19 protein-coding genes and 2 riboswitches are annotated in these 23947 nt (G+C 75.9%); of the genes, 10 read left to right on the top strand and 9 right to left on the bottom strand.

Annotated features, from left to right (window positions below; translation table 11 throughout):
- The first annotated feature begins 76 nt into the window (after positions 1-76).
- Together ACI79Z_RS03500 and ACI79Z_RS03495 are read left to right on the top strand one after the other, a co-directional pair.
- A complete protein-coding gene (locus ACI79Z_RS03500) occupies positions 77-3013 on the top strand; it encodes an alpha/beta fold hydrolase (protein WP_456901699.1) in 2937 nt (978 codons plus the stop codon).
- Positions 3010-3882, top strand: coding sequence for an ABC transporter permease (locus ACI79Z_RS03495; RefSeq protein WP_387988038.1), 873 nt, complete (start codon positions 3010-3012; stop codon positions 3880-3882). Before ACI79Z_RS03500 ends, ACI79Z_RS03495 begins: the two co-directional genes overlap by 4 nt.
- 116 nt (positions 3883-3998) lie before the next feature.
- Here the strand turns inward: ACI79Z_RS03495 and ACI79Z_RS03490 are convergent, their stop codons facing one another.
- On the bottom strand, positions 3999-4820 hold the full coding sequence (locus ACI79Z_RS03490) for an HAD family hydrolase (RefSeq protein WP_387988037.1): 822 nt from the start codon (positions 4818-4820) through the stop codon (positions 3999-4001).
- 61 nt (positions 4821-4881) lie between these two features.
- A riboswitch (SAM riboswitch) is annotated at positions 4882-5005 on the top strand.
- Between the two features lie 12 nt (positions 5006-5017).
- Here ACI79Z_RS03490 and thrC point away from each other — a divergent pair.
- From thrC to groL, 3 genes are all read left to right on the top strand, one after another.
- Positions 5018-6319: a threonine synthase gene (gene thrC / locus ACI79Z_RS03485; protein WP_387988036.1), complete on the top strand. Its 1302-nt coding sequence runs from the start codon at positions 5018-5020 to the stop codon at positions 6317-6319.
- 221 nt (positions 6320-6540) lie between these two features.
- Positions 6541-6741 (top strand): cold-shock protein, encoded by a 201-nt coding sequence (locus tag ACI79Z_RS03480; RefSeq protein WP_387988035.1) that lies wholly within the window; start codon positions 6541-6543, stop codon positions 6739-6741.
- Positions 6742-7043: 302 nt separating this feature from the next.
- Entirely contained in the window at positions 7044-8672 is a 1629-nt protein-coding gene (gene groL, locus ACI79Z_RS03475) for a chaperonin GroEL (protein WP_387988034.1), read from the top strand.
- 589 nt (positions 8673-9261) lie between these two features.
- Here the strand turns inward: groL and ACI79Z_RS03470 are convergent.
- Complete coding sequence (locus ACI79Z_RS03470; protein ID WP_456901698.1) at positions 9262-9750, bottom strand: VOC family protein; 489 nt, start codon at positions 9748-9750, stop codon at positions 9262-9264.
- A 24-nt stretch (positions 9751-9774) separates the two neighbouring features.
- On the opposite strand from ACI79Z_RS03470, the gene ACI79Z_RS03465 reads away from it, so the two are divergent.
- Positions 9775-10560 carry a DUF72 domain-containing protein gene (locus tag ACI79Z_RS03465; protein ID WP_387988032.1) on the top strand — a complete coding sequence of 262 codons (786 nt, stop codon included), beginning with the start codon at positions 9775-9777 and terminating at the stop codon, positions 10558-10560.
- Here the strand turns inward: ACI79Z_RS03465 and ACI79Z_RS03460 are convergent, their stop codons facing one another.
- On the bottom strand, positions 10561-11559 hold the full coding sequence (locus ACI79Z_RS03460) for a Gfo/Idh/MocA family protein (RefSeq protein WP_456901697.1): 999 nt from the start codon (positions 11557-11559) through the stop codon (positions 10561-10563).
- A 34-nt stretch (positions 11560-11593) separates the two neighbouring features.
- Here ACI79Z_RS03460 and ACI79Z_RS03455 point away from each other — a divergent pair, with 34 nt between their 5' ends.
- Complete coding sequence (locus tag ACI79Z_RS03455) at positions 11594-11869, top strand: DUF4031 domain-containing protein (RefSeq protein ID WP_387988030.1); 276 nt, start codon at positions 11594-11596, stop codon at positions 11867-11869.
- Here the strand turns inward: ACI79Z_RS03455 and ACI79Z_RS03450 are convergent.
- Both ACI79Z_RS03450 and ACI79Z_RS03445 read right to left on the bottom strand, forming a co-directional pair.
- Positions 11841-12458 (bottom strand): HD domain-containing protein, encoded by a 618-nt coding sequence (locus ACI79Z_RS03450; RefSeq protein ID WP_456901696.1) that lies wholly within the window; start codon positions 12456-12458, stop codon positions 11841-11843. The two genes, ACI79Z_RS03455 and ACI79Z_RS03450, sit on opposite strands and share 29 nt — an antisense overlap.
- Complete coding sequence (locus tag ACI79Z_RS03445) at positions 12455-13726, bottom strand: ArgE/DapE family deacylase (RefSeq protein ID WP_456901695.1); 1272 nt, start codon at positions 13724-13726, stop codon at positions 12455-12457. Before ACI79Z_RS03445 ends, ACI79Z_RS03450 begins: the two co-directional genes overlap by 4 nt.
- A 47-nt stretch (positions 13727-13773) precedes the next feature.
- Between ACI79Z_RS03445 and ACI79Z_RS03440 the strand changes: the two genes are divergently transcribed.
- A complete protein-coding gene (locus tag ACI79Z_RS03440; RefSeq protein WP_456901694.1) occupies positions 13774-14601 on the top strand; it encodes a phospholipid scramblase-related protein in 828 nt (275 codons plus the stop codon).
- Between the two features lie 182 nt (positions 14602-14783).
- Here the strand turns inward: ACI79Z_RS03440 and ACI79Z_RS03435 are convergent, their stop codons facing one another.
- Complete coding sequence (locus tag ACI79Z_RS03435) at positions 14784-16172, bottom strand: glucose-6-phosphate dehydrogenase (protein WP_456901693.1); 1389 nt, start codon at positions 16170-16172, stop codon at positions 14784-14786.
- A 178-nt stretch (positions 16173-16350) separates the two neighbouring features.
- Between ACI79Z_RS03435 and ACI79Z_RS03430 the strand changes: the two genes are divergently transcribed.
- Positions 16351-16473: a hypothetical protein gene (locus ACI79Z_RS03430; protein WP_387988025.1), complete on the top strand. Its 123-nt coding sequence runs from the start codon at positions 16351-16353 to the stop codon at positions 16471-16473.
- A gap of 103 nt (positions 16474-16576) precedes the next feature.
- Positions 16577-19510: a helix-turn-helix transcriptional regulator gene (locus ACI79Z_RS03425; protein WP_387988024.1), complete on the top strand. Its 2934-nt coding sequence runs from the start codon at positions 16577-16579 to the stop codon at positions 19508-19510.
- Positions 19511-19643: 133 nt separating this feature from the next.
- Here the strand turns inward: ACI79Z_RS03425 and ACI79Z_RS03420 are convergent, their stop codons facing one another.
- From ACI79Z_RS03420 to ACI79Z_RS03410, 3 genes are all read right to left on the bottom strand, one after another.
- A complete protein-coding gene (locus ACI79Z_RS03420; protein ID WP_387988023.1) occupies positions 19644-21434 on the bottom strand; it encodes a DEAD/DEAH box helicase in 1791 nt (596 codons plus the stop codon).
- Positions 21435-21649: 215 nt separating this feature from the next.
- Positions 21650-21964: a DMT family transporter gene (locus ACI79Z_RS03415; RefSeq protein ID WP_387988022.1), complete on the bottom strand. Its 315-nt coding sequence runs from the start codon at positions 21962-21964 to the stop codon at positions 21650-21652.
- Positions 21965-21975: 11 nt separating this feature from the next.
- Positions 21976-22040: riboswitch (guanidine-III (ykkC-III) riboswitch) on the bottom strand.
- 216 nt (positions 22041-22256) lie between these two features.
- Complete coding sequence (locus tag ACI79Z_RS03410) at positions 22257-23942, bottom strand: DNA repair helicase XPB (RefSeq protein WP_387988021.1); 1686 nt, start codon at positions 23940-23942, stop codon at positions 22257-22259.
- Between the last annotated feature and the right edge of the window lie 5 nt (positions 23943-23947).

Here is a 23947-nt window from a genome sequence, read left to right as displayed (position 1 = left end):
CGCCCCGTCCCGACACCTGCGGAACCCCAGCGCGGCACCGTCCGTTGGCCGCAGCGTGCGTCCGTTCCGCGGGCCCGTGACACCGCGCCCGCGCCCCGGCGCCCGCGCGGTGGCCGGCGCCCTGCTCGCCCTCCTGTTCACCGGCACCCTCGTCGGCGCGCTGCCCACCCCGGCGGCCGCCGCCGAGGACGTCCGCACCGAGGACGCGCGCGTCCCCTCCGGCTCGGGCGCCGACGCCGTCGAGCTGGACACGACGCTGTACCTCCCGGCCTCGGCCACCGCCGACGACCCGGCGCCGGCCGTCGTCCTCGCCCACGGCTTCGGCGGCAGCAAGCGGTCGGTCGCCGACGACGCCCGGGACCTCGCCGGCCGTGGCTACGTCGTCCTCGCGTACTCCGCGCGCGGGTTCGGCGAGAGCACCGGCCAGATCGGCCTGGACGACCCGCGCTACGAGGTCGCCGACCTGTCCACGCTGCTCGACCTGCTCGCCGACCGCGACGACGTCCTCCTCGACGGCGACGGCGACCCGCGGGTCGGCGTCGCCGGCGCCTCCTACGGCGGGGCGCTGTCGCTGCTCGCCGCCGCCCACGACGACCGGGTCGACGCCATCGCGCCGCAGATCACCTGGCACTCGCTGACCGCCGCGCTCTTCCCCTCCCAGACCGGCGCCGCCGACGCACGGACCCCCGCCGCGACGCCGCAGACCGCCGACGCCGGCGTCTACAAGCGGCTGTGGGCGGGGCTGTTCTTCGGCGTGGGCGCGGCGCCCACCGGCGGGCTGCTGGACGCGCTCGGCGGCGGGGGAGCGGCCGAGGCCGAGGACGGCGAGGACGGCGGGGACCCCGGCGCCTCCGGTGACGCGGCCCCCGTCTCCGGCGGCGCCGCCCCCACCCTGCCGTTCGACCCGGCGTCGGTGGACCCCGCGGTGGTGGAGCAGGCGCTGACCTGCGGCCGGTTCCGCGCCGACATCTGCGCCGCCTACCAGTCCGCCGCGGCCTCGGGCACGCTCACGCCCGAGGTGGCCGCGGTGCTCGACCGCAGCAGCCCGGCCGCGGTGCTCGACCGCATCACCGCGCCGACGCTGCTGGTCCAGGGCACCGAGGACTCCCTGTTCGGCCTGGGCCAGGCCGACGCCAACGCCCGCGGCATCGCCGCGAACGGCACCCCGGTCAAGGTCGTCTGGTACGCCGGCGGCCACGACTCCCGGTCGTCGGAGCGGGAGACCGCCGAGCTGCGCGACCAGGTCGCCGGCTGGTTCGACTGGTACCTGCGCGACGAGGACGACCCCGCCCGCGGCGAGGACCCCGGCACCGGCTTCCACTTCCCGGCGCCCACCGGCCTCGGCAGCGGCCTGGGCAGCGTGCAGGGCGGCAACCAGAGCGTGCTCGCGGACGCCTACCCGGGCCTCGACGGCGGGGAGCCGGCGCAGCGGGAGAGCGTCGCGCTCGACGGCGGCACCCAGCCGGTGGTCACGCCCGCCGGCGGCACCCCGGCCGCGATCACCACCGTCCCGGGCCTGGGCGCGCTGGCCTCGGCGCTCGGCGGGCAGGCCGTGGAGATCCCCGGCCAGTTCGCCGCGTTCTCCAGCGACCCGCTCGACGGGGCGGTCGAGGTGGTCGGCGCGCCGACCGTCGAGCTCGCCGTCGCCTCGCCCACCGGCAGCGCCACGCTGTTCGCGAAGCTCTACGACGTCGGCCCCGACGGCGCCCAGACCCTGCCCGGCGGGCTGGTGGCCCCGCTGTCGCTCACCGGCCTGTCGGCGGACCCGACCGCGCCCACCGAGGTCGCCGTGACGCTGCCGGGCATCGTGCACCGCTTCGAGGCCGGGCACACGATGCGCGTCGTCGTCTCCTCGACCGACCAGGCCTTCGCGCTGCCGGCCGAGGCCACCGTCTACTCCGTCGCGCTCGCCGGGGCCGGCAACGGCGGCACCGCGCTGGCCGTGCCCACCGTCGAGGGGCAGCCGCAGGCCGACGGCGGCACCTCCCGCTGGTGGTGGCTGCTCGGCGCCGTCGTCGCCCTGGGCCTGCTCGGCTGGCTCGCCGCGGTGCTGTGGGGCCGCCGCCGGCGCCGGGTCACCTCGGAGGTGGAGCCCGACGGCGAGGACGTGCCGCTGCGCTTCGAGGGCATCACCAAGGCCTACAGGGACGGCTTCGTCGCCGTCCGCGACCTGTCCTTCGAGGTCCGCCGCGGCCAGGTGCTCGGCCTGCTCGGCCCCAACGGGGCGGGCAAGACGACGTCGCTGCGCATGCTCATGGGGCTGATCCGGCCGAACTCCGGGCGGATCACCGTGTTCGGTCACGAGGTCCGCCCCGGCGCGCCGGTGCTGTCCCGGCTGGGCTCGTTCGTCGAGGGCACCGGGCTGCAGCCGCACCTGTCCGGCCGCGACAACCTGCGCCTGTACTGGGCCGCCACCGGCCGCCCGGCCGAGGACGCGCACGTGGAGGAGGCCATCGCCGTCGCCGGCCTCGGCGCCGCCATCGACCGGCCGGTGCGCCGCTACAGCCAGGGCATGCGCCAGCGGGTGGCGATCGCGCAGGCCATGCTCGGCCTGCCCGACCTGCTGGTCCTCGACGAGCCGACCAACGGGCTGGACCCGCCGCAGATCCACGCCATGCGCGAGGTGCTGCGCGACTACGCCGCCACCGGCCGCACGGTCATCGTCTCCAGCCACCTGCTCAGCGAGATCGAGCAGACCTGCACCCACGTGGTGGTCATGGCGAAGGGGCAGAAGATCGCGCAGGGGACGGTCGAGGAGATCGTCGGCACCGGCGGCGCGGTGCTGGTCGGCCTCGCCGACGAGGCCGACGCCGACCGCGCGGCCGCCGTCCTGTCGGGGCTGCCCGGGGTCGCGGTCGAGCGCACCGACGAGGGCCTGGTCGCCGACCTCGGCCCGGGGACGTCGCGGGCGGCGGCGCTGCAGGCGCTGGTGGCCGCGGACGTCGCCGTCGACCAGTTCACGCCGCGCCGCCGCCTGGAGGACGCGTTCCTGGCACTCGTGGGGGAGTCGTGACCGCGACCGAGCACGTCCAGCCCACCGGCGCCGTCGCCGGCTACCGGCCCGAGCGGACGCTGCGGCTGTCGGTCGAGCTGCGCCGGCAGTTCAAGCGGCGCCGCACGATCGGCGTCTTCGCGGCGATGGTCGCGCTGCCGCTGGTGCTCATCGCCGCGCTCCAGCTGGGCGCGAGCGAGGAGGCGCAGACCAACAGCCGGATCAACCTCGTCGACGTCGCCACCGCCAGCGGGCTGAACTTCACGCTGTTCGTGCTGTTCGCCACGACGACGTTCTTCCTCGTCGTGGTCTACGCGCTGTTCTTCGGCGACACGGTGGCCAGCGAGGCGCAGTGGGGCTCGCTGCGCTACACCCTGGCCACGCCGGTGCCCCGGATGCGGCTGCTCCGGCAGAAGTGGCTCGCGGCGCTGGTCCAGTCGGTGGGCGCGCTGCTCACCCTCGTCGCCGTCGCGGTGGTCGCCGGCGGCCTGGCGTTCGGCTTCGGCGAGATCCGGACGCCGATCGGGGTGACCCTGTCCCAGGGGGAGGGGTTCCTGCGGCTGGCCGGGATGCTCGGCTACCTCGCCGTGCACCTGCTCGTCGTCGGGACGCTGGCGTTCTGGCTGTCCACGGTCACCGACGCGCCGCTGGCCGCCGTCGGCGGGGCGGTGTTCACGACGGTCGTGTTCGCCATCCTCGACCAGGTCGAGCAGCTCGGGTCGATCCGAGACTGGTTCCCCACCGCGGAGGAGTTCGCCTGGACCGACCTGCTGCAGACGCCGGTCGACTCCTCCGACCTGTTCCGCGGCGTCGTCCAGTCGCTGGTCTACGCGGCGGTCTTCACCGCGCTCGGCTTCCGCCACTTCGCCCGGCGCGACGTCACCAGCTGAACGACGTCACCAGCTGAACGACGTCGCCAGCTGAACGAGGTGTCCCGCCCCCGCACCGGCTCCGGGCAGCAGGGGAACGGCACCCGGGCGCGGTGCGGTCCGGTGGGACCGCGGTGTCACAGGCTCGCTCGGACCGCCTGGGCCCAGCCGACGCCCATCGGCTCGTCGGTCACCGACACGTTCGGGACGGCGCCCAGCAGCCCGGCCATGCCCTCGACCTCCGCGCCGTTGGCGGTGATCCACAGCCGGCCGACGGCGGGCGCCATCTCCAGGTCGCTGGCGCTGTCGCCGATCGCGACGGCGTCCGCCGGGTCGACGCCGCGCCGCTCGAGGTCCCAGGCGATCGCCGCGCCCTTGGAGATGCCGCGCGGCATGAGGTGGTAGACGCGGGCCAGCTGCCCCTCCGGCGCCAGCCGCAGCCGGGCCGAGGCGGGGATCGCGCCGTTGTCCTTGAGCGTCAGCCAGCCCAACCCGCGCTCGGCCAGCCACGCGTCGACGGCGAGCGGGTCCACGAACCCGCGCAGCAGCGCGTCGCCGTCGTGCGTGGTGTGCCAGGGCGCGTGCCACTCGAGCCGGCCGGGGTGGGCGGCGCACAGCGCGTCGACGACGCCGAGCTCGGCCATCACGTCCATCGGCGTGCGGCCGGCGTACTCCTCGGGCAGCTCGCCGGTCAGCCCATGCCGCTCCCGGCCGCCCTTCCACGTCACCAGCGAGCCCAGCTCGGCGATCGCGCCGTCGGCGGCGAAGATCCGCCCCGCCTCGGTGACCTGGTCGGCGGTGCGCCCGCTGACGATCACCAGCGCGACCCCGGCGGTGTGCAGCTCCAGCAGGGCCGCGGCCGGCTCGGCGGTGGGGGAGCCGTCGGCGGCGTGCCAGAAGGACCCCCGCGGTCCGACCATCGTGCCGTCGAGGTCGGTGTAGACGATGCGCGCAGCCACGGCGCCCAGCATGGCCGGGGCCGGGGGCGGTCCCGGCAGCCGGGTAGAGTCGGGCCCGTTCCACTCATCCAGAGGGGCAGAGGGACACGGCCCGGTGAAGCCCCGGCAACCGCGCTCGCGCGAGCGGCGAGAGGTGCCAATTCCGTCCCGCGCGGCTCGACGGCCCGACGCGGGGAAGATGAGGAGGTAGTCGTCGCATGACCCTGACCGCACCCGGTTCCCTGCAGGCCGACAGCTCGGCCGGCGGCCCGGTCCCGCCCAGCCCCGCCCGTGGCCTCGTCTGTCGCAACTGCGGCGCCACCTTCGGGCTCGTCGCCGAGCACGCCTGCGCCCAGTGCTTCGGCCCGCTCGAGGTCGACTACGACCCCGAGCTCATGGCCGCCGTCACCCGGGAGCAGATCGAGGCCGGCCCGCAGAACATCTGGCGCTACGCCGCGCTGCTGCCGGTGGGCCAGGACCCGGCCGACCGCGTCTCCCTCGACCCGGGCATGACCCCGCTGGTCCGCGCCGACCGGCTCGCCGCCGAGCTCGGCATCACCGGCGGGCTGTGGGTCAAGGACGACTCGGCCAACCCCACGCACTCGTTCAAGGACCGCGTGGTCAGCCTCGCCGCCACCGCCGCGAAGGGGCTGGGCTACCGGAAGATCGCCGCGGCCTCCACCGGCAACCTGGCCAACTCGGTGGCCGCGCACGCCGCCCGCGCGGGCCTGCCCTCGTTCGTCTTCATCCCGTCCGACCTCGAGCCCGGCAAGGTCGTGCAGTCGGCGGTCTACGGCCAGACGCTGGTCGCCGTCGACGGGTCCTACGACGACGTCAACCGGCTGACCAGCGAGCTCGCCGAGACCGACGAGTTCGAGGACACCGCCTTCGTCAACCAGAACGTGCGGCCCTACTACGCCGAGGGCTCCAAGACGATGGGCTACGAGATCGCCGAGCAGCTCGGCTGGCGGATCCCGGCGCAGGTCGTCATCCCGATGGCGTCGGGCTCGCTGCTCACCAAGGTGGACAAGGCCTGGCGGGAGCTGGTGAAGGCCGGGATCGTCGCGGACACCGAGTGGCGGGTCTTCGGCGCCCAGTCGGCCGGCTGCGACCCGATCGCCACCGCCTTCGACAACGGCTGGGACGTCGTCAAGCCGGTCAAGCCCACCGGGATCGCCAAGTCGCTGAACATCGGCAACCCCGCCGACGGCCCGTACGCGCTCGACGCCATCCGCCGCACCGGCGGCGCCGTCGGCCGGGTCGGCGACGAGCAGATCGTCCAGGGCATCCGCGACCTCGCCCGCACCACCGGCGTCTTCGCCGAGACCGCCGGCGGCGTGACCGTCGCGGTGCTGCGCCAGCTGGTCGAGGACGGGCGGCTGGACCCGAGCCGGGAGACCGTCGTCCTCAACACCGGCGAGGGCCTCAAGACCCTCGACCCGCTGCTGCCGGTGGTCGGCCCGACCCACCGGGTGGAGCCGTCGCTGCGGTCGGTCCGGTCCGCGGGGCTCATCGGCTGAGCCCCCGCGGGAGGCGTAGGCTCGCGGGCGACGTCGATCCGGCGGGTGACGTCCCGCCGGATCGTCCCCGAGTCGTGTGTCCAGGATCTCCCCACGGCGGCGTGCCTGTTGTACCGTCTCGCGCGGTCGTCAGTTCCACGCACGTGTCCGACGGGCGGAAGAGCTGTACCCCGGTCCCCGGATCACGGGGACCGTCCGCACGCACCAACGTGGGAGCACACGTGGCACAGGGCACCGTGAAGTGGTTCAACGCCGAGAAGGGCTTCGGCTTCATCGCCGTCGACGGCGGCCAGGACGTCTTCGTCCACTACTCGGCCATCCAGATGGACGGGTACAAGAGCCTCGACGAGGGTCAGCGGGTGACCTTCGAGGTCGTCCAGGGCGAGAAGGGTCCGCAGGCCGACTCGGTCCGCGTCGCCTGAGCACCTCCCCACCTCCGTGCTGCGGCCCGGTTCCCTCCGCGGGAGCCGGGCCGCAGCCGTTCCCGGACCACCGCCCCCGCCGCCGGCCCGACCGGGAACAGGCGGCACCCACCCCCCGTTCTTGCACTCGGCAGGGGCGAGTGCCAGACTTCCGGTTGGCACTCGACAGTGCCGAGTGCCAATCAGGTCGGAACGGTGAGGCACAGGAGCGCGGGCCACATGGGAGCCCGCCGCGCCGGTGTCGTCCGTCGCGGGCGCCGGTCCCGGCCGTGCAGCGATCCATGCATGGAGGACATCACCACATGGCCAAGATGATCGCCTTCGAGGAAGAGGCGCGCCGCGGTCTCGAGCGGGGCATGAACACCCTCGCCGACGCCGTCAAGGTGACGCTCGGCCCCAAGGGCCGCAACGTCGTCCTCGAGAAGAAGTGGGGCGCTCCCACCATCACCAACGACGGTGTGAGCATCGCCAAGGAGATCGAGCTCGAGGACCCCTGGGAGAAGATCGGCGCCGAGCTGGTCAAGGAGGTCGCGAAGAAGACCGACGACGTCGCGGGTGACGGCACCACCACCGCCACCGTGCTGGCCCAGGCGCTCGTCCGCGAGGGTCTGCGCAACGTCGCCGCCGGCGCCAACCCGATGGCCCTGAAGAAGGGCATCGAGAAGGCCGTCGCCTCGGTCACCGAGTACCTCCTCTCGACCGCCAAGGACGTCGAGACCAAGGAGCAGATCGCCGCCACCGCGTCGATCTCCGCCGCCGACGCCGCCATCGGTGAGCTCATCGCCGAGGCGATGGACAAGGTCGGCAAGGAAGGCGTCATCACCGTCGAGGAGAGCAACACCTTCGGCCTCGAGCTCGAGCTCACCGAGGGCATGCGCTTCGACAAGGGCTACATCTCGCCCTACTTCGTCACCGACGCCGAGCGCATGGAGGCCGTCCTCGACGACCCGTACGTGCTCGTCGTCAACTCGAAGATCAGCTCGGTCAAGGACCTGCTCCCGCTGCTGGAGAAGGTCATGCAGTCGGGCAAGCCGCTGGCCATCATCGCCGAGGACGTCGAGGGCGAGGCCCTCGCGACCCTGGTCGTGAACAAGATCCGCGGCACCTTCAAGTCGGTCGCCGTCAAGGCCCCCGGCTTCGGTGACCGCCGCAAGGCCATGCTGACCGACATCGCCATCCTCACCGGTGGCCAGGTCATCAGCGAGGAGGTCGGCCTCAAGCTCGACACCGCCGACGTCTCCCTCCTGGGCCGCGCCCGCAAGGTCGTCGTCACCAAGGACGAGACGACGATCGTCGAGGGCTCGGGCGACAGCGACCAGATCGCCGGCCGGGTGAACCAGATCCGCGCCGAGATCGAGAAGTCGGACTCCGACTACGACCGCGAGAAGCTGCAGGAGCGCCTGGCCAAGCTGGCCGGTGGCGTCGCCGTCATCAAGGCCGGCGCCGCGACCGAGGTCGAGCTCAAGGAGCGCAAGCACCGCATCGAGGACGCGGTGCGCAACGCCAAGGCCGCCGTCGAGGAGGGCATCGTCGCCGGTGGTGGCGTCGCCCTGGCGCAGGCCACCGCCGTCGCGTTCGAGAAGCTGGACCTCGAGGGTGACGAGGCCACCGGTGCCAACATCGTGCGTGTCGCGCTCGAGGCGCCGCTGAAGCAGATCGCCGTCAACGCCGGCCTCGAGGGCGGCGTCGTGGCGGAGAAGGTGCGCAACTCCGAGGTGGGCCACGGCCTCAACGCCGCCACCGGCGAGTACGTGGACCTGGTCGCGGCCGGCATCATCGACCCGGCCAAGGTCACCCGCTCGGCGCTGCAGAACGCCGCCTCCATCGCGGCGCTCTTCCTCACCACCGAGGCCGTCATCGCCGACAAGCCGGAGAAGGCCGCCCCGGCCATGCCCGGTGGCGACGGCGGCATGGGCGGCATGGACTTCTGAGTCCCGCCCCCTCGCAACACCAGCAACGCCCGGCAGGGGCGGTCCCGCATCGCGCGGGGCCGCCCCTGTCGGCGTCCACGGGGCCGGACACGCGGTGGACGCCCTCTTCCGACGGCGGAGCGGGCGCCCAGCGTGTGTCCGGCCCCGTGGGGCGTCCGGCCTCAGCGCCCCTGGGGTGACGTCGTGTCCGAGGTCCCGGTGCGGCAGGCGTGGATGCTCGGGGCGCTGGAGGATGCCCTGCACGATGCGGGGTGCCCCGCGCCCGTGGCACGTCGGATCGCGCAGGACGTGCGACTGGAGGAGCGGCACGGTGGGTGGCTCGCGCTCCTCGAGGGGCACGGCACCGGTGTCGAGGCGCCGGTCCGGCGCGATGAGTGGAGCGGAAGTGACGCAGCACACCGCGGAGGACGTCGCCGCCGCCGACGCGGAGGCGGTCGACCGCTCTGCGCGTGGTGAGCCTGACCGGACACCGCTCTGGGCACTGTCCGGCCGGCCGGCGGGTCGGCGCCGGCTCTGACCGGCGCCCCTGTGATCACTCCTGGTCCAGCGGGGTCTCCCGGCACTCGGGAGCCCGCTGCAGCCGAGGTGATCACGCCGATGGCGCGCAGGTGCGGGGAAGACAACGTCCCGGCCGGGCCGCAGGGGACGACTTCCCCGCAGTTGCCGGCGGCGGGTCAGCCCCGCGGCGGCGGGAAGCAGCAGAGCCCGTCGCCCTCGGGGTCGGCGAGGACGCCCAGCCGATCTCGCCGGCGTCCTCGTCAGGCTCGTGACCCGGCCGGTCGTCCGAGGCCCGCACCACCGTGGCGCCGGCGGCCTGCAGCGCCGCGGAGTCGGCGACGACGTCGAGGTGCACGCGGTTCTCGACCAGCTGCTCCTCGTGCATCGGGTGGAGCCGGATCAGCGGCCCCGCGCCGGTGGGGTCCTCGATCGGCACGGGCCAGTCGTGCTCGCGTGGCGTGCCGTCGGGCAGGGTGTCGCGGCGGACGTGGCCCGGTGCGGCGCACCACCGATCGGTGAGCGCCTGGTGGTCGCGGGCGCCGATGCAGAGGTCCTCGGAGCGGGCGGGTGCGTCGGGCACGAGCGCGCAGGGTAGGCCGACGTCGTGGCCGTGGTGATCGGGACCTCGGGGTGGCAGTACCGCGACTGGCGCGGCCGCTTCTACCCGCAGCGCCTGCCGCAGCGGCTGTGGCTGGAGCACCACGCCCGGCACTTCGCCACCGTGGAGAGCAACGCCGCGTTCTACCGGCTGCCCGAGCGGGACACCTTCGCCGCCTGGCGCGAGCGCACCCCGCCCGACTACCGCTGGGCGGTCAAGGCCAGCCGCTTCCTCACCCACGTCAAGCGGCTGCGCGAGCCCGAGGAGCCGGTGGCCCGGCTGGTGGAGCACGCCGCGGGCCTCGGCGACCGCCTCGACGTCGTCCTGCTGCAGCTGCCGCCCACGCTGCGGGCCGATGCCGGGCTGCTGCGCGACTGCCTCGCCTGCTTCCCACCGGGCATCCGGGTCGCGGTCGAGCCCCGGCACGAGAGCTGGTGGACCGACGAGGTCCGGGCGCTGCTGGAGCGCTACGGCGCCGCGCTGTGCTGGGCCGACCGCGCCGAGCGGCCGGTCACGCCGCTGTGGCGGACGGCGGGCTGGGGCTACCTGCGCCTGCACACCGGCGCCGAGGGCTGGGCCTACCCCCCGGCCGTGCTCGACCAGTGGGCGCAGCGCCTGGCGGAGGGGTACACCGACGACGAGGACGTGTTCGTGTACCTGAACAACGACCCGGGCGGCGCCGCCGTCGTCGACGCGGTCACCCTGGCCGGCGCGGTCCGCCGGGCCGGCCGCACGCCCACCCGGGTGCCGACGCCGGAGGAGGCGAGCGGCGCGGCGTGGGCCGCCGCCTGATCAGCCGAGGACGTGCGGGTCCTCGCGGTGCCGCACGCCGAGCTGCTCCGCGGCGCGCCCCAGGACCTCCTGCACGGCGAGGGTGTCGGCCAGCGGCACGACCGCGGACTCGGTGCGCCCCTCCTGCAGGCACCGCGTGACCTCGGCGAGCTCGTGCGAGTACCCGACCCCGGCCGCCGGGCGGGTGATCTCCTCGGGCTCGGCGCCGGTGCGGTGCAGCACGATCGTGGCCGGGTGGTGGAAGCGGGGGAGGACGTCGATCCAGCCGCCGGTGCCGAACACCCGCGCCTGCCCCGGCGTCGGGTAGCGCAGCGAGGTGGTCAGCGTGGCCGAGCGGCCGTCCTCCCAGCCGAGCAGCAGCGCCGCCTCGGCGTCGGCGCCGGTGGGGTAGGTGGACCCGGCGGCGGTGACGGTGTCGGGGGCGCCCAGCAGCATCTGGGCGAAGGAGACGACGTAGACGCCGAGGTCGAGCAGCGCGCCGCCGCCGAGCTCGAGGGCGAACAGCCGGTCGGCGGGGTCGTAGGCGCGGTCGACGCCGAGGTCGGCCTGCACCGAGCGCACCTCGCCGATCGCGCCGTCGGCGACCAGCTCCCGCATGCGGACGACGGCCGGCTGGAACCGCGTCCACATCGCCTCCATGACGAAGACGCCGGCCTCGCGGGCCGCCGCCACCACCTCCCGCGCGCCCGCGGTGGTGGCGGTGAACGTCTTCTCCACCAGCAGCGCCTTGCCCGCCTCGATCGCGGCGAGCGCGACCGCGTGGTGCTGCGGGTGCGGGGTGGCGACGTAGAGGACGTCGACGTCGGGGTCGGCGAGGACCTCCGCGTAGGAGCCGTAGGCGCGCTCCAACCCGTGCTGCTGCGCGAACGCCTGCGCCCGGTCGGCCGAGCGGGACGCCACGGCCACCGGCCGCGCGCCCTCCACGTGCGCGAAGTCGCCCATCACGCTCTGCGCGATGCGTCCCGGCCCCACGATGCCCCAGCGGATCTGCTCGCTCACGTCGACGACGCTAGTCGCCGGGCAGACTGCACCCGTGGCCGTGCTGATCGACAGTCCCGTCTGGCCGTGGCGGGGGCGCCGCTGGTCGCACCTGGTCAGCGACGTGTCGCACGACGAGCTGCACGCCTTCGTGGCCGCCGAGCTCGGCATCCCGCGCCGGGCGTTCCAGGGCGACCACTACGACGTCCCCGAGGACCTCTACGACGTCGCGGTGGCCGCCGGCGCCGAGCCGGTCGGGGCGCGCGAGCTGCTCGCCCGGCTGACGGCCGCGGGCCTGCGGGTCAGGAAGCGCGACCGCGCAGCAGGGTGAGCTCGGCGGCGAGGTTGGCCCGTGCCCGCGGCTCCCAGTCCCGCGTCGCCGGCAGCCGGTAGAGCGCCGGCAGCGCCAGCAGGGCCTCCAGGACGGCGATCCGCCCGGCGGTGAACACCTCGTCGGACAGGTGCCCGTACTCCTCGCGGACGGCCGAGGCGTAGGCGGCGTACGCCTCGGGCGGCCCGGCGAGGACGGCGAGGTCGGCGTCGCAGAGGACGGCGCCGTTCGCGTCGCCGTCGGCCGCGTCGTGGCCGGCGGTCAGCAGCACCAGCCGGACCACCTCGTCCAGCCGCTCCGGAGGCACCAGGCCGGCCAGCCCCGCGCGCGCCCGCCCGGCGCTGGCCTGCTCGTTGTCGCCGCGACGGGGGTCGTAGACCACGTCGTGGTACCAGGCGGCCAGCGCGACGGCGGCCGGGTCGTCCGCGGCCGGGCCGAGCGCGCCGACCAGCCCGAGGACGGCGGCCAGGTGGTGCAGGTCGTGGTAGCGGCGGTGCGGCTCGCTCCACGCGGCGACGACGGCGGCCCACTCGTCGCGCGCGGCGGGGGAGTCGCCGGTCAGGGCCGCGAAGTCCTCGTAGGCGATCACGCGACCCCGCAGCGGCGCAGGGTGAGCAGCGCCAGCGCGCGGGCCACGGCGGTCACGTCGGCCACCGGCACCCGCTCGGCCGGGCCGTGCGCGAGGTGCAGGTCGCCCGGGCCCAGGTGCAGCGCGGGGACGCCCGCGGCCGCGTACAGCCGCAGGTCGGTGCCGGCCGCCACCGCCCGCTCCGGCGGTGGCGCCCCGCCCGCGTCGACGACGGCGCCCCGGACCTGCCCGAGCAGCTCGTGGCCCGCCGGCAGCTGCCCGCTGGCGAACGCGCCCCCGGTCCACGTGACCCGCACCGGGTGCGCGGCCAGCCACGGGTGCCCGGCGCAGAACGCCCCCAGCCGCTCCTCGAACGCCGCGCGGGCCGCCTCGACCGGCTCGCCCAGCCGCACGCCGTAGCGGCCCTCGGCGACCAGCCGGTCGGGCACGCTGGAGGCCCAGTCGCCGGCGCGCACCGTGCCGATCGACAGCCCGAACGGGAACCGCTCGCCGGCGAAGCGGGGGTCGGCGTCGCGCTGCCGCTCCGCCTCGAACGCGCGCAGGTCGGCGTGCACCTGCGCGAACAGCTCCACGGCGCTGACGCCGCGGTCGCGCACCGCCGCGTGGGCCGCGTGGCCGGTCACCTCCAGCCGGAAGGTCAGCGCGCCGGCCGCCGCGGTGACGACGGCGCCGTCGGTGGGCTCGGGGATGACGCAGGCGTCGCCGCGGTGCCCGCGGGCGAGGGTGGCCCACGCGCCCAGGCCGCCGTCCTCCTCGCCGACGACGCTGTGCAGCGCCACCGGCCGGCGCAGGCGCACGCCCGCGGCGCGGACCGCGGCCAGCGCGGCGAGCGCCGAGACCAGGCCGCCCTTCATGTCGCAGGCGCCGCGGCCGTGCACCACGCCGCCGTCGAGCCGCGGGGTGAACGGGTCGCCGGCCCACAGCGCGCGGTCGCCGGTCGGGACGACGTCGGTGTGCCCGCACAGCACCAGCGCCGGATCGCCGTCGTCGGCGCCGGGCAGCGTGCCGACGACGCCCCACGCCTCGTCGCGCTCGACCTCCTGGCCGGGCGCGTCCGGCGCGGTGGCGGCCGCCGCGAGGTCGATCGCCCAGCGGTCGACGTCGCAGCCCAGCGCGTCGAGCTCGCCGGCGACCAGGGCCTGCGCCTCGCTCTCGGCCGCGGTGCCGCCCACCGAGGGGACGGCGACCAGGCGGCACAGCAGGCCGACCGCGGCGGCCTCGTCGACGGCGTCCAGGACGGCGGCCTCGGCACGGCTCAGGTCGGGCACGGCTCGGCAGTCTGGCACGCACGGGGGCGGCGGTTACCGTCGCCGCCGTGACACAGCCCCTCCCACCGCCCGGCTGGTACCCCGACCCCGCCGGCAGCGGCGGCTCCCGCTGGTGGGACGGTCGGACGTGGACCGAGCACGTCCAGCAGCCGGCCCCGCATCCCCGGGTCCCGCAGCAGGCGCCGGTCCAGCAGCCGGTCCAGCAGCCGGTCCAGCCGGCGTACGGCGGCCAGCAGCAGTACGGCCCGCAGCAGCAGTACGGCGCCCAACCGCGCCGCTCGGTGCTGCACGACCAGCCGGTGCTGCTGGTCGACCAGAAGACCAAGCTGGTCGAGCTGACCAACGAGTACGCCGTCCTCGACGGCAACGGCATGCAGATCGGCGCCGTGGTCGAGGTCGGGCAGTCGGCGGCCAGGAAGGTCGTCCGCTTCGTGAGCAGCCTCGACCAGTACCTCACCCACCGCCTCGAGGTACGCGACGCGTACGGCCCGGTCCTCGTGCTCACCCGCCCGGCGAAGCTGGTCAAGTCGCGGGTCGTCGTCGAGACGCCCGAGGGCGCTCCGGTGGGGGAGATCGTCCAGGCCAACGTGTTCGGCCGGATCCGCTTCGACCTCGTGGTGGGCGGTCAGCTCGCCGGCGCGATCCAGGCGGAGAACTGGCGGGCCTGGGACTTCTCGATCACCGACTCCCCGGGGAGCGAGGTCGCCCGCATCACCAAGACGTGGGAGGGCCTGGCGCGCACGCTGTTCACCACCGCCGACCGCTACGTCGTGCGGGTGCACGCCCGGCTGCCCGAGCCGCTGGCGAGCCTGGTGCTGGCCTCGGCGCTGACCGTCGACACGGCGCTCAAGCAGGACTCCCGCGGATTCGGCTGATCCGCGCGTGTCGCGGCCGGGAGCGGGGTACCGTCGGTGGTGTCCGGACCGGGCGATCTGTGTCCCCGGGTGCCAATTGGATACCGCCTTCGCGGACCACCGCCCCGGCCTCGGCCGGGGGTCTGGAGCCGCGTCGTGCTTCTCGCCGCGAGGCGACCAGAGCCCGGTCCGGACCCATCCCCTCAGCTCCCCAGCACCCAGCCGCCGGGGTCGGCCAGGGCAGCCGCCTCCGCGGGCCCCCAGGAGCCCGGCTCGTAGGGGCGCACCTCCGGCCGGTCCCCGAGCACCGGCGCGACCGCCCGCCACGCCCGCGCCAGCCCGCTGCTGGTGGTGAACAGCGACCGGTCGCCGACCAGGACGTCGTGGAGCAGCGTGGCGTAGGGCGGCAGCGGCTCGCCCTCGGGCACCGCGCCCAGGTCCAGCGACGCCTCCGCCACCGACAGCTCCAGCTCCGGCCCCGGGCGCTTGGCCACCAGCCCGAGGTCCAGCGCGCCGGCACCCGACAGCGACAGCGAGACGGTGTTCCCGCCGCCGGGCACCGCGCCCACCGGGCCGTCGGGCCGGCGCAGCACCAGCGTGACCCGCTGCCGGCTGTCGGCCATCCGCTTGCCGGTGCGCAGCAGGAACGGGACGCCGTGCCAGCGGTCGGTGTCGATCCACAGCCGCGCCGCGACGAAGGTGTCGGTCGTGCTGTCGTCGGCGACGCCCTCGAGGTCCCGGTAGCCGGTGAACTGCCCGAGGACGACGTCCTCGCGGGCCAGCGGCCGGAACGCCGCGACCACCGCCTCGCGGGCCTCCTGCAGGTCGCCCGGGGTCAGCGACACCGGCGGCTCCATCGCCACCTCGGCGGCCACCTGGAACAGGTGGGTGACCAGCATGTCGAGGGTGGCGCCGGTGGCGTCGTAGAACTCGGCGCGGTCGGCGACGTCGAGGGTCTCGGGCACGTCGACCTGCACCTGCGCCACGTGCTCCCGGCTCCACACCGAGGAGAACAGCCCGTTGGCGAAGCGCAGCACGTGCAGGTCCTGGGTGGCCTCCTTGCCGAGGAAGTGGTCGATGCGGAAGACCTGCTCCTCGTCGAGCACCGCGTGCACGAGCTCGTCGAGCTCGCGGAACCCCTCGGGTGAGGTGCCGTAGGGCTTCTCGTAGACGACGCGGGCGCCGTCGGCCAGCCCGTGGGCGTCCAGGGCCCGGGTGATGCCGCCGAACGCCTCGGGCGGGACGGCGAGGTAGTGCACGAGCTGGACGTCGTCGCCGAGCTCCTCGCGGGCGCGGGCCACGGCGTCGGGCAGCTGCCCGGGGTCGTCCGGGGCGAAGCCGCCGCCGGCGAAGCGCAGCCGCTCGGGCAGCCCCTCGGCGGGCTCCCCGTCGCCGTGCTCGGCCAGGGCGTCGCGGACCAGGTCGCGGAACTCGTCGTCGGAGCGCTCGCCGCGGCCGCTGCCGACGATCCGCCAGTCCGGCGGGAGCAGCCCGCGGCGCTGCAGGACGTCGAAGGCCGGCAGCACCATGCGCGCGGCCAGGTCGCCGGTGGCGCCGAACAGGACGAAGACGGTGGGGCGGAGGTCGGCCATGCGCCCAGCCTCGCCGCACGGCCCCTCAGGCGCGCGCCGGGTGCGTCTGAGGGGGCCTCAGGCGCCGGGGGTGGGCGGGGACTGCCCGGTCGCCCGATGCCCGCGCCGCCGCCTCAGCACGACCGTGGTCGCCGTCCCCACCGGACAGGCACACGGACACAGACGCGAGGAGCCCACCGTGACCATCTACCCCAACCCCGGACTCGAGGCCGAGCTCGCCTACCGGCGCGAGGTCCTGCGGGAGCTCGGCCGCGGCACCCGCACCCGCCGCGGGCCGTGGCGCTCCCGGCGGTCCCGCTGACGGAGGACCCCCTCCCTCGCCGCCCCCCCGCAGGCCCGGGGCGGTGCCCTGGAGGGGGCCGCCGACGGCCGTCCCGTCGGCGGCCCGTGCCACGATCGCCGACGTGGCGCGGTGGGACGAGCGGCCCCTGGTGGGGCGGACGGCTGAGCTGGCCACCCTCCTGTCCGCCGTCGACCGGGCGGTCGCCGGCCGCGGCGCGGCCGTGCTGGTCGCGGGGGACGCCGGCGTCGGCAAGTCCCGCCTGCTCGACGAGCTGACGGGGCGCGCGGCCGCCCGCGGCCTGCGGGTGCTCACCGGCCACTGCGTCGACCTCGGCGAGGTCGGCCTGCCCTACCTGCCCTTCGTCGACCTGCTGCGTCCCGTCGCCGACGAGCTCGGCGACGGTGCCGCCGCGCTGTTCGCCGCGCGGTCGGCCGCCGCGCGCGAGTCCGAGGCGGCCGACCTGGGCAGCCCGGTCCGCGCACTCCGGCCGCCGGTCGACGACGGCCGGCTGCAGCTGTTCGAGGCGGTGGCCACCGCGCTGTCCGGGCTCGCCGCCGACACCCCGCTGCTGGTGGTGCTCGAGGACCTGCACTGGGCCGACCGCTCCAGCCGCGACCTGGTCCGCTACCTGCTGGCCCGGCTGACCGGCGAGCCGGTCGCCGTCGTCGCCTCCTACCGCTCCGACGACCTGCACCGCCGCCACCCGCTGCGGCCGCTGCTGGCCGAGCTGGTCCGGCTGCCCGGTGTCGAGCGGCTGGACCTCGGCCCGCTGCCCGACGCCGACGTCGAGCAGCTGGTGCGCGGGCTGGCCGCGGGCGTGCCTGACCGCACCGTCGACGACGTCGTCGCCCGCGCGGAGGGCAACGCCTTCTACGCCGAGGAGCTGCTGGCCGCGGGCCTCGCGGGGGAGTCGCTGCCGCTGCTGCTCACCGACGTGCTGCTGGCCCGGGTCGAGCAGCTGAGCCCGGCCGGGCAGCAGGTGCTGCGGGTGGCCGCGGTCGCCGGCCGGCGGGTGCGGCACGAGCTCGTCGCGGCGGTGGGCGGGCTGGCGCCCGCCGACCTGGAGGCGGCGCTCGGCGAGGCGGTGCACTCGCACCTGCTCGTCGTCGACCCCGACGGCGCCTACCGCTTCCGGCACGCCCTGGTGCGCGAGGCCGTGCTGGCCGACCTGCTGCCCGGCGAACGGGTCCGGCTGCACGCCGCCGTCGCCGCGCACCTCGCCGGCGTCCCGGGGGCGGGCACCGCGGCCGAGCGGGCGCACCACCTGCGGGAGAGCAACGACCTGGCCGGCGCCCTGTCGGCCTCCCTGGACGCCGCCGACGAGGCGCGCCGGCTGGCGGCCCCGGCCGAGCAGCTGCAGCACCTGGAGGCGGTGCTCGCGCTGTGGCCGGCGGTGCCCGACGCGGCGGCGCGGGCCGGGCGGTCGCAGGCGGAGCTGCTGCTGGACACCGCGGCCGCCGCCCGCCGCGGCGGGGAGCTGCACCGGGCGGTGGCGCTGCTGCGCTCGGCGCAGGACCTGCTCGGCCCGGACGGCGACCGGGAGCTGCGCGCGCGGGTGCACTCGACGCTGGCGCAGGCGCTGGGTCGCATCGAGGACCAGGCCGCCGCGCTGCGGGAGAGCACGGCGGCGATGGCGCTGGTGCCGGCCGTCCCGCCGTCGCCGGTGCGCACCTGGGCGGCGGCCACGCACGCCCGCGTCTGCTACGACGTCGGCCGCCGCGCCGAGGGCGACGCCGCCGCCGAGGAGGCGCTGGCCGCGGCCGACGCGCTGGGGCTCGACGGCGCGTGGGCCGACGTCGCGGTATCGCTGGCCCGCTCGCGCGGCGGGGAGGAGCTGCCCGCGCGGCTGGAGGAGGCGCTGGCCCGTGCCCGCCGGTCGGGGGACCCCGACGTCGAGATGCGGGTGCTGTTCAACCTGGCGATCGTCGCCTACGAGGCCGGCTGCTCGGGCGAGACGCTGCGGTGGAGCGACACCGCGCTGGCGCGGGCCGCCGAGCTCGGCGTCGAGTGGTCCTTCTACGCCGCGGAGCTGCGTCACCTCGGCGTCGTCTCGCGGTACGTCGTCGGCGACTGGGACGGCAGCCTGGCGCTGGCCGACCGGCTGGCCCGGGTGCCCGAGATGGCCGCGCACGTGCGGGCGGCGGGGCTGCTCGTGCAGGTCGGCCGCGGCGACCCGGCCGCCGCGGAGCGGATCGCGTGGGCGCGCGGCCTGGTCGGCCGGCTGGACGCGCACGTGCTGCTGCTCCTGGCCACGGCCGGGGCGGAGATCGACCTGGCCGCGTGGGCCGGCGACCCGGCCACCGCCGTGGCCACCGCGCGGTCGGCCACGGAGACGCTGACCGGGCTGTGGGGCGACGACCGGCTGGCCGTCGTCCGGCTCGCCGCGACCGCGCTGGCGCCGGTCGGCGACGCGGCGGCCACCGCCCGGCTCACCGGCGACGCCGCCGCGGAGCGCGAGTGGACGGCGGCGGGGGAGTCGCTGATGGCGATCGCCCGCTCGGCGGTGGAGGCGCACGCCCGCCTGATCGGCCCGCACGGCGTCGAGGCGGCGGCCTGGATCGCGAGGGTGGAGGCCGAGGCGGCGCGGCTGGCCGGGCGCCCGGCGCCGGAGCTGTGGGCGGCCGCCGTCGAGGCCTTCGGCTACGGGCACGTGTACGAGCAGGCCCGGAGCCGGTGGCGGCTGGCCGAGGCGCTGGTCGCCGCCGGCGACCGGGAGGCCGCGCTGGAGCCGCTGACGCGGGCCGCTGACGCCGCGCGCGAGCTGGGCGCAGCGCCGCTGCTGGCCGCGGTCACCGCGCTGGCCCGCCGGGCGCGGCTGGAGCTGCCCGGCGCCGGGCGGGTGGTGGAGACGGCGGCGGTGTTCACCCCGCGCGAGACCGAGGTGCTGGCCCTGCTCGCCCGCGGCCGCACCAACCGGCAGATCGGCGGCGAGCTCTACATCAGCGAGAAGACCGCCAGCGTGCACGTGAGCAACATCCTGGCCAAGCTCGGCGCCGGCTCCCGCACCGAGGCCGTGGCCCTGGCCGCCGCGAGGGGCCTGCTGCCGACCGGCTGACCGGGCCTCCGGGACGATCACGGAGCCGCGGTGGCGACACCCCGGGCGGAGTCGGCGTGTCGCCACGCGGGCGCCGTGATCGCGGGGACGGGGCGCCGGACCGCTGTGCACCTCCGCGGACGTGCACACCGCCTCAGAGCATCGTGCGCAGACGCTCGCGGCGGGCGCGCAGGACCTCGACCGGCGCCGAGGCCGACGGCGGCCCGGGCACGTGCTGGCGCAGCTGCGTGTGCACCACCGCGTGCGGCGTCGACGTCTTCGCCGACACCCGGCTGACCAGGCGGTTGATCTCCCGCCGCAGCTCGGCGACGTCGCGCCAGCCACGGCCGGCGTCGTCCTCGTCGGGGTGGTCCTCGACGATCGGCAGCTCGCCGGTGTCCTCCTCGTGCACCCGCTGGGCGATCCGCAGCCGCAGCTCGTCGTCGCGCTTGGCCAGCAGCGACGCCGTCTGCTCGGCGGTGAGCAGGCCGGGGATGCCGAGGAACTCCTCGTCCTCCGGCGCGACGGCGACCGCGCCGGAGCCCTCGCCGGTGTGCGCCGTCCCGCCGTGCAGCACGTGCGCGAACCGGGCCTCGGCCTCCAGCGCCTCCCACTGCTTGAGGCCGACCGCCTCGCGTTCCTTGGGCGGCAGCGGGTCGAGGTCGAGCGCCTCGGGGTCCTTCGCCTTCGGCGGCGGCATGACGTGGTTGCGTTCCTTCTCCATGGACGCCGCCAGCGAGAGCAGCGGCCGCACCGCGGGGAGGAACACCGTCGCCGTCTCGTGCGACGCCCGGGAGCGGACGACGCGGCCGACGGCCTGGGCGAAGAACAGCGGCGTGCGGTAGGAGGTCATCCACGCCAGGACGGCGGCGCGCGGGACGTCGACGCCCTCGGAGATCATCCGCACGCAGACGGCGATCCGCGCGGACCCGGTCGAGAAGCGCTCGATCTTCTTCGACGCCCTGGGGTCGTCGGACAGGATCAGCTCGGGCGCCTTGCCGGTGATCCGCTTGACGATGCGGGCGTAGGCGCGGGCGTCGTCCTGGTCGCTGGCGAGGATCAGCCCCGCGGCGTCGGGCATGCCGCCGTGCTCGCGCAGCTGGGTGATCCGGTCGTCCATCGCGGCGACGACGTGCGGCACCCACTGGCCCTTGGGGTCCAGGGCGGTGCGCCAGGCGGCCATCTCCACCGAGCGGGTGCCGGCCTCCGACAGCGACGCGGCCACGACCTCACCGGCCGAGTTCCGCCAGCGCGAGGTGCCGGTGTAGGCGGCGAAGACGACCGGGCGGACGACGTTGTCGGCCAGCGCCTCCTTGTAGCCGTAGGTGTAGTCGGCGCGGCTGACCAGCCCGGCGCCGGCCTCCCCGGCGTCGCCCTCGAAGCCGTCCTCCTCGTAGCGCACGAAGGGGATCCGCTCGTCGGGCTTGGTGCGGAACGGCGTCCCGGTCAGGCACAGCCGGCGGGCGGCGAAGCCGTAGGCCTCCTCGATCGCCTCGCCCCACGACAGGCCGTCGCCGGCGTGGTGCACCTCGTCGAGGACCACCAGCGTCTTGACGGCGGTGGCGCGGGCGGCGTGCAGCATCGGCTTGCCGGCGACCTGCGCGTACGTCGTCACGTAGCCCTGGGTGCCGGCGCGCACCGGGCCGACGGCGTTGGTGAGGCCCGGGTCGAGGACGATGCCCATCCGGTCGGCGGCGTCGGCCCACTGCATCCGCAGGTGGTCGGTCGGGCAGACCACGATCACCCGGGCCACCTCGCGCCGCTGCAGCAGCCGCGAGGCCAGGGTCAGCGCGAAGGTGGTCTTGCCGGCGCCCGGGGTCGCGGTGACCAGGAAGTCCTTCGGTGAGGACTCCTCGTAGCGCTCGAGCGCCGCCTGCTGCCAGGCCCGGAGCGGTCGGCTGGTCGTCTGCGGGGCGACCGCCCCCGCCCGTGCTGCACTCGCCATCTCGCGGACCATCCTGCCTGGCGCACGGCGGACACGCCCGACCGGCCACCTCCCGCGCGCCCGCCCGCGGCCGTCGTATACGCGGCCCGCGGCACGCGCCTGACCTGGGGTTACGTCCGCGCCGACCGGTGCGGCGTGGCAGGCCTCACACCGGGAACGGACCGGTCCGGCGCGTCCCGCCGGCCCCACCCGCCCGCCGCGTCGAGGCCGGGCGCTCAGTGCGTGAGCTTGAGCCCGACCACGCAGCCGACGATGCCGAGCAGGAGCAGCACGCGCAGCGCGGACAGCGGCTCCTCGCCCGACGCCATGGCATAGCCGGCGGTCAGGGCCGCGCCGATGCCCACCCAGACCGCGTACGCCGTCCCGACGGGCAGGGTGCGCATCGCCCAGGCGAGGCCGAGCATGCTGCCGACCAGGCCGAGGACGAACACGACCGTCGGCGCCGGCCGGGTGAAGCCCTCCGTGCGGCCGAGGGCGGTCGCCCACACCGCCTCGAGGGCACCGGACAGGACGAGGACGAACCAGGACACGACGACTCCCGTGGACGCCGTCTTGTCGCTGTCCGGGTACGGCGCTGCTCGTCCGGGGGTCCGCCGCGGACCCGCCTCCACCGTCGCACACCCCGGCGGTCCGGGGTGGTGAGAACGGCCACCACCTCAGGAGGTCAGGCCCCGCGGCACCGCGAGCGCGCGCCGCGGCGCCGTTCCGGCCGGCAACCGCCCGAGGTCCCGCTCACCGGCCACGCGGGCATCCTGCCCGGCTGCCGGGTCCGGAGACGGCCGCGGCCCCGGGTCACGAGGACCGGGGGCCGCGGCGAGGGCTCTAGTCGGCGGGCTCGTCGACCCAGTCGGGGCCGTTGACCTCGCCCGGGCCGGCCAGGTCGGCGGCGTCGACGATCGTGTACGCGTAGCCCTGCTCGGCCAGGAAGCGCTGCCGGTGGGCGGCGTACTCGGCGTCGAGGGTGTCGCGGCTGACCACCGTGTAGAAGTGCGCCTGCCGGCCGTCGGCCTTCGGCCGGAGCACCCGGCCCAGCCGCTGGGCCTCCTCCTGCCGCGACCCGAAGGTCCCCGACACCTGGACGGCGACCGCGGCCTCGGGCAGGTCGATGGAGAAGTTGGCGACCTTCGACACGACCAGCGTCGTGACCTCCCCGGCGCGGAACGCGTCGAAGAGCTTCTCCCGCTCGCGGTTGGTGGTCGACCCCTGGATCACCGGGGCGTCCAGCGCCCGCCCGAGCTCCTCGAGCTGGTCGAGGTAGGCGCCGATGACCAGCTTCTGCTCGCCGGGGTGCCGCTCGAGCACCCGCCGGATCACGGGCAGCTTCGACGACGCCGTCGCCGCGATCCGGTACCGCTCCTCGGGCTCGGCGACCGCGTAGGTCATCCGCTCCTCGTCGTCGAGACCGACCCGCACCTCGATGCACTCGGCCGGGGCGATGTAGCCCTGCGACTCGATGTCCTTCCACGGCGCGTCGTAGCGCTTGGGCCCGATCAGCGAGAAGACGTCGTCCTCCCGCCCGTCCTCGCGCACCAGCGTCGCGGTCAGGCCCAGCCGCCGGCGGGACTGCAGGTCGGCGGTGAGCCGGAAGATCGGCGCCGGCAGCAGGTGCACCTCGTCATAGACGATGAGGCCCCAGTCCTGGGCGTCGAACAGGTCCAGGTGCCGGTACTCGCCCTTCCGGCGGGTGGTCATCACCTGGTAGGTCGCGATGGTGACCGGGCGGATCTCCTTGCGCTCGCCCGAGTACTCGCCGATCTCGTCCTCGGTCAGCGTGGTGCGGGCCAGCAGCTCGCGCTTCCACTGCCGCCCGGAGACGGTGTTGGTCACCAGGATCAGCGTGGTCGCCCGGGCCTGCGCCATCGCCGCGGCGCCGACCAGCGTCTTGCCGGCGCCGCAGGGGAGGACGACGACGCCCGAGCCGCCGGCCCAGAACCCGTCGACGGCCTCCTGCTGGTAGTCGCGCAGGTGCCAGCCGTCCTGCGCCAGCTCGATCGGGTGCGCCTGCCCGTCGACGTAGCCGGCGAGGTCCTCGGCCGGCCAGCCCACCTTGAGCAGCGCCTGCTTGAGCCGCCCGCGCTCGGAGGGGTGCACCACGACGGTGTCGGGGTCGATCCGCGCCCCGAGCATCGGCGCCACCCGCTTGGAGCGGACGACCTCCTCGAGGACGGCGCGGTCGGTGGTGGTGAGCACCAGCCCGTGCACCGGGTTGTTGACCAGCGTCAGCCGGCCGAAGCGGTCCATCGTGTCGGCGACGTCGACCAGCAGCGCGTGCGGCACCGGGTAGCGCGAGTAGCGCACCAGCGCGTCGACGACCTGCTCGGCGTCGTGCCCGGCGGCGCGCGCGTTCCACAGCGCCAGCGGGGTGACCCGGTAGGTGTGCACGTGCTCGGGCGAGCGCTCGAGCTCGGCGAACGGGGCGATGGCCGCGCGGCACTCGCGGGCCGCCGGGTGGTCGACCTCGAGCAGCAGCGTCTTGTCCGACTGGACGATGAGGGGTCCGTCGTTCACGGGGG

The sequence above is a fragment of the Geodermatophilus sp. SYSU D00663 genome, from assembly GCF_054050655.1.
Note: the sequence above shows the minus strand (reverse complement) of the source record. Positions and strands in the feature narration are given on the sequence as shown.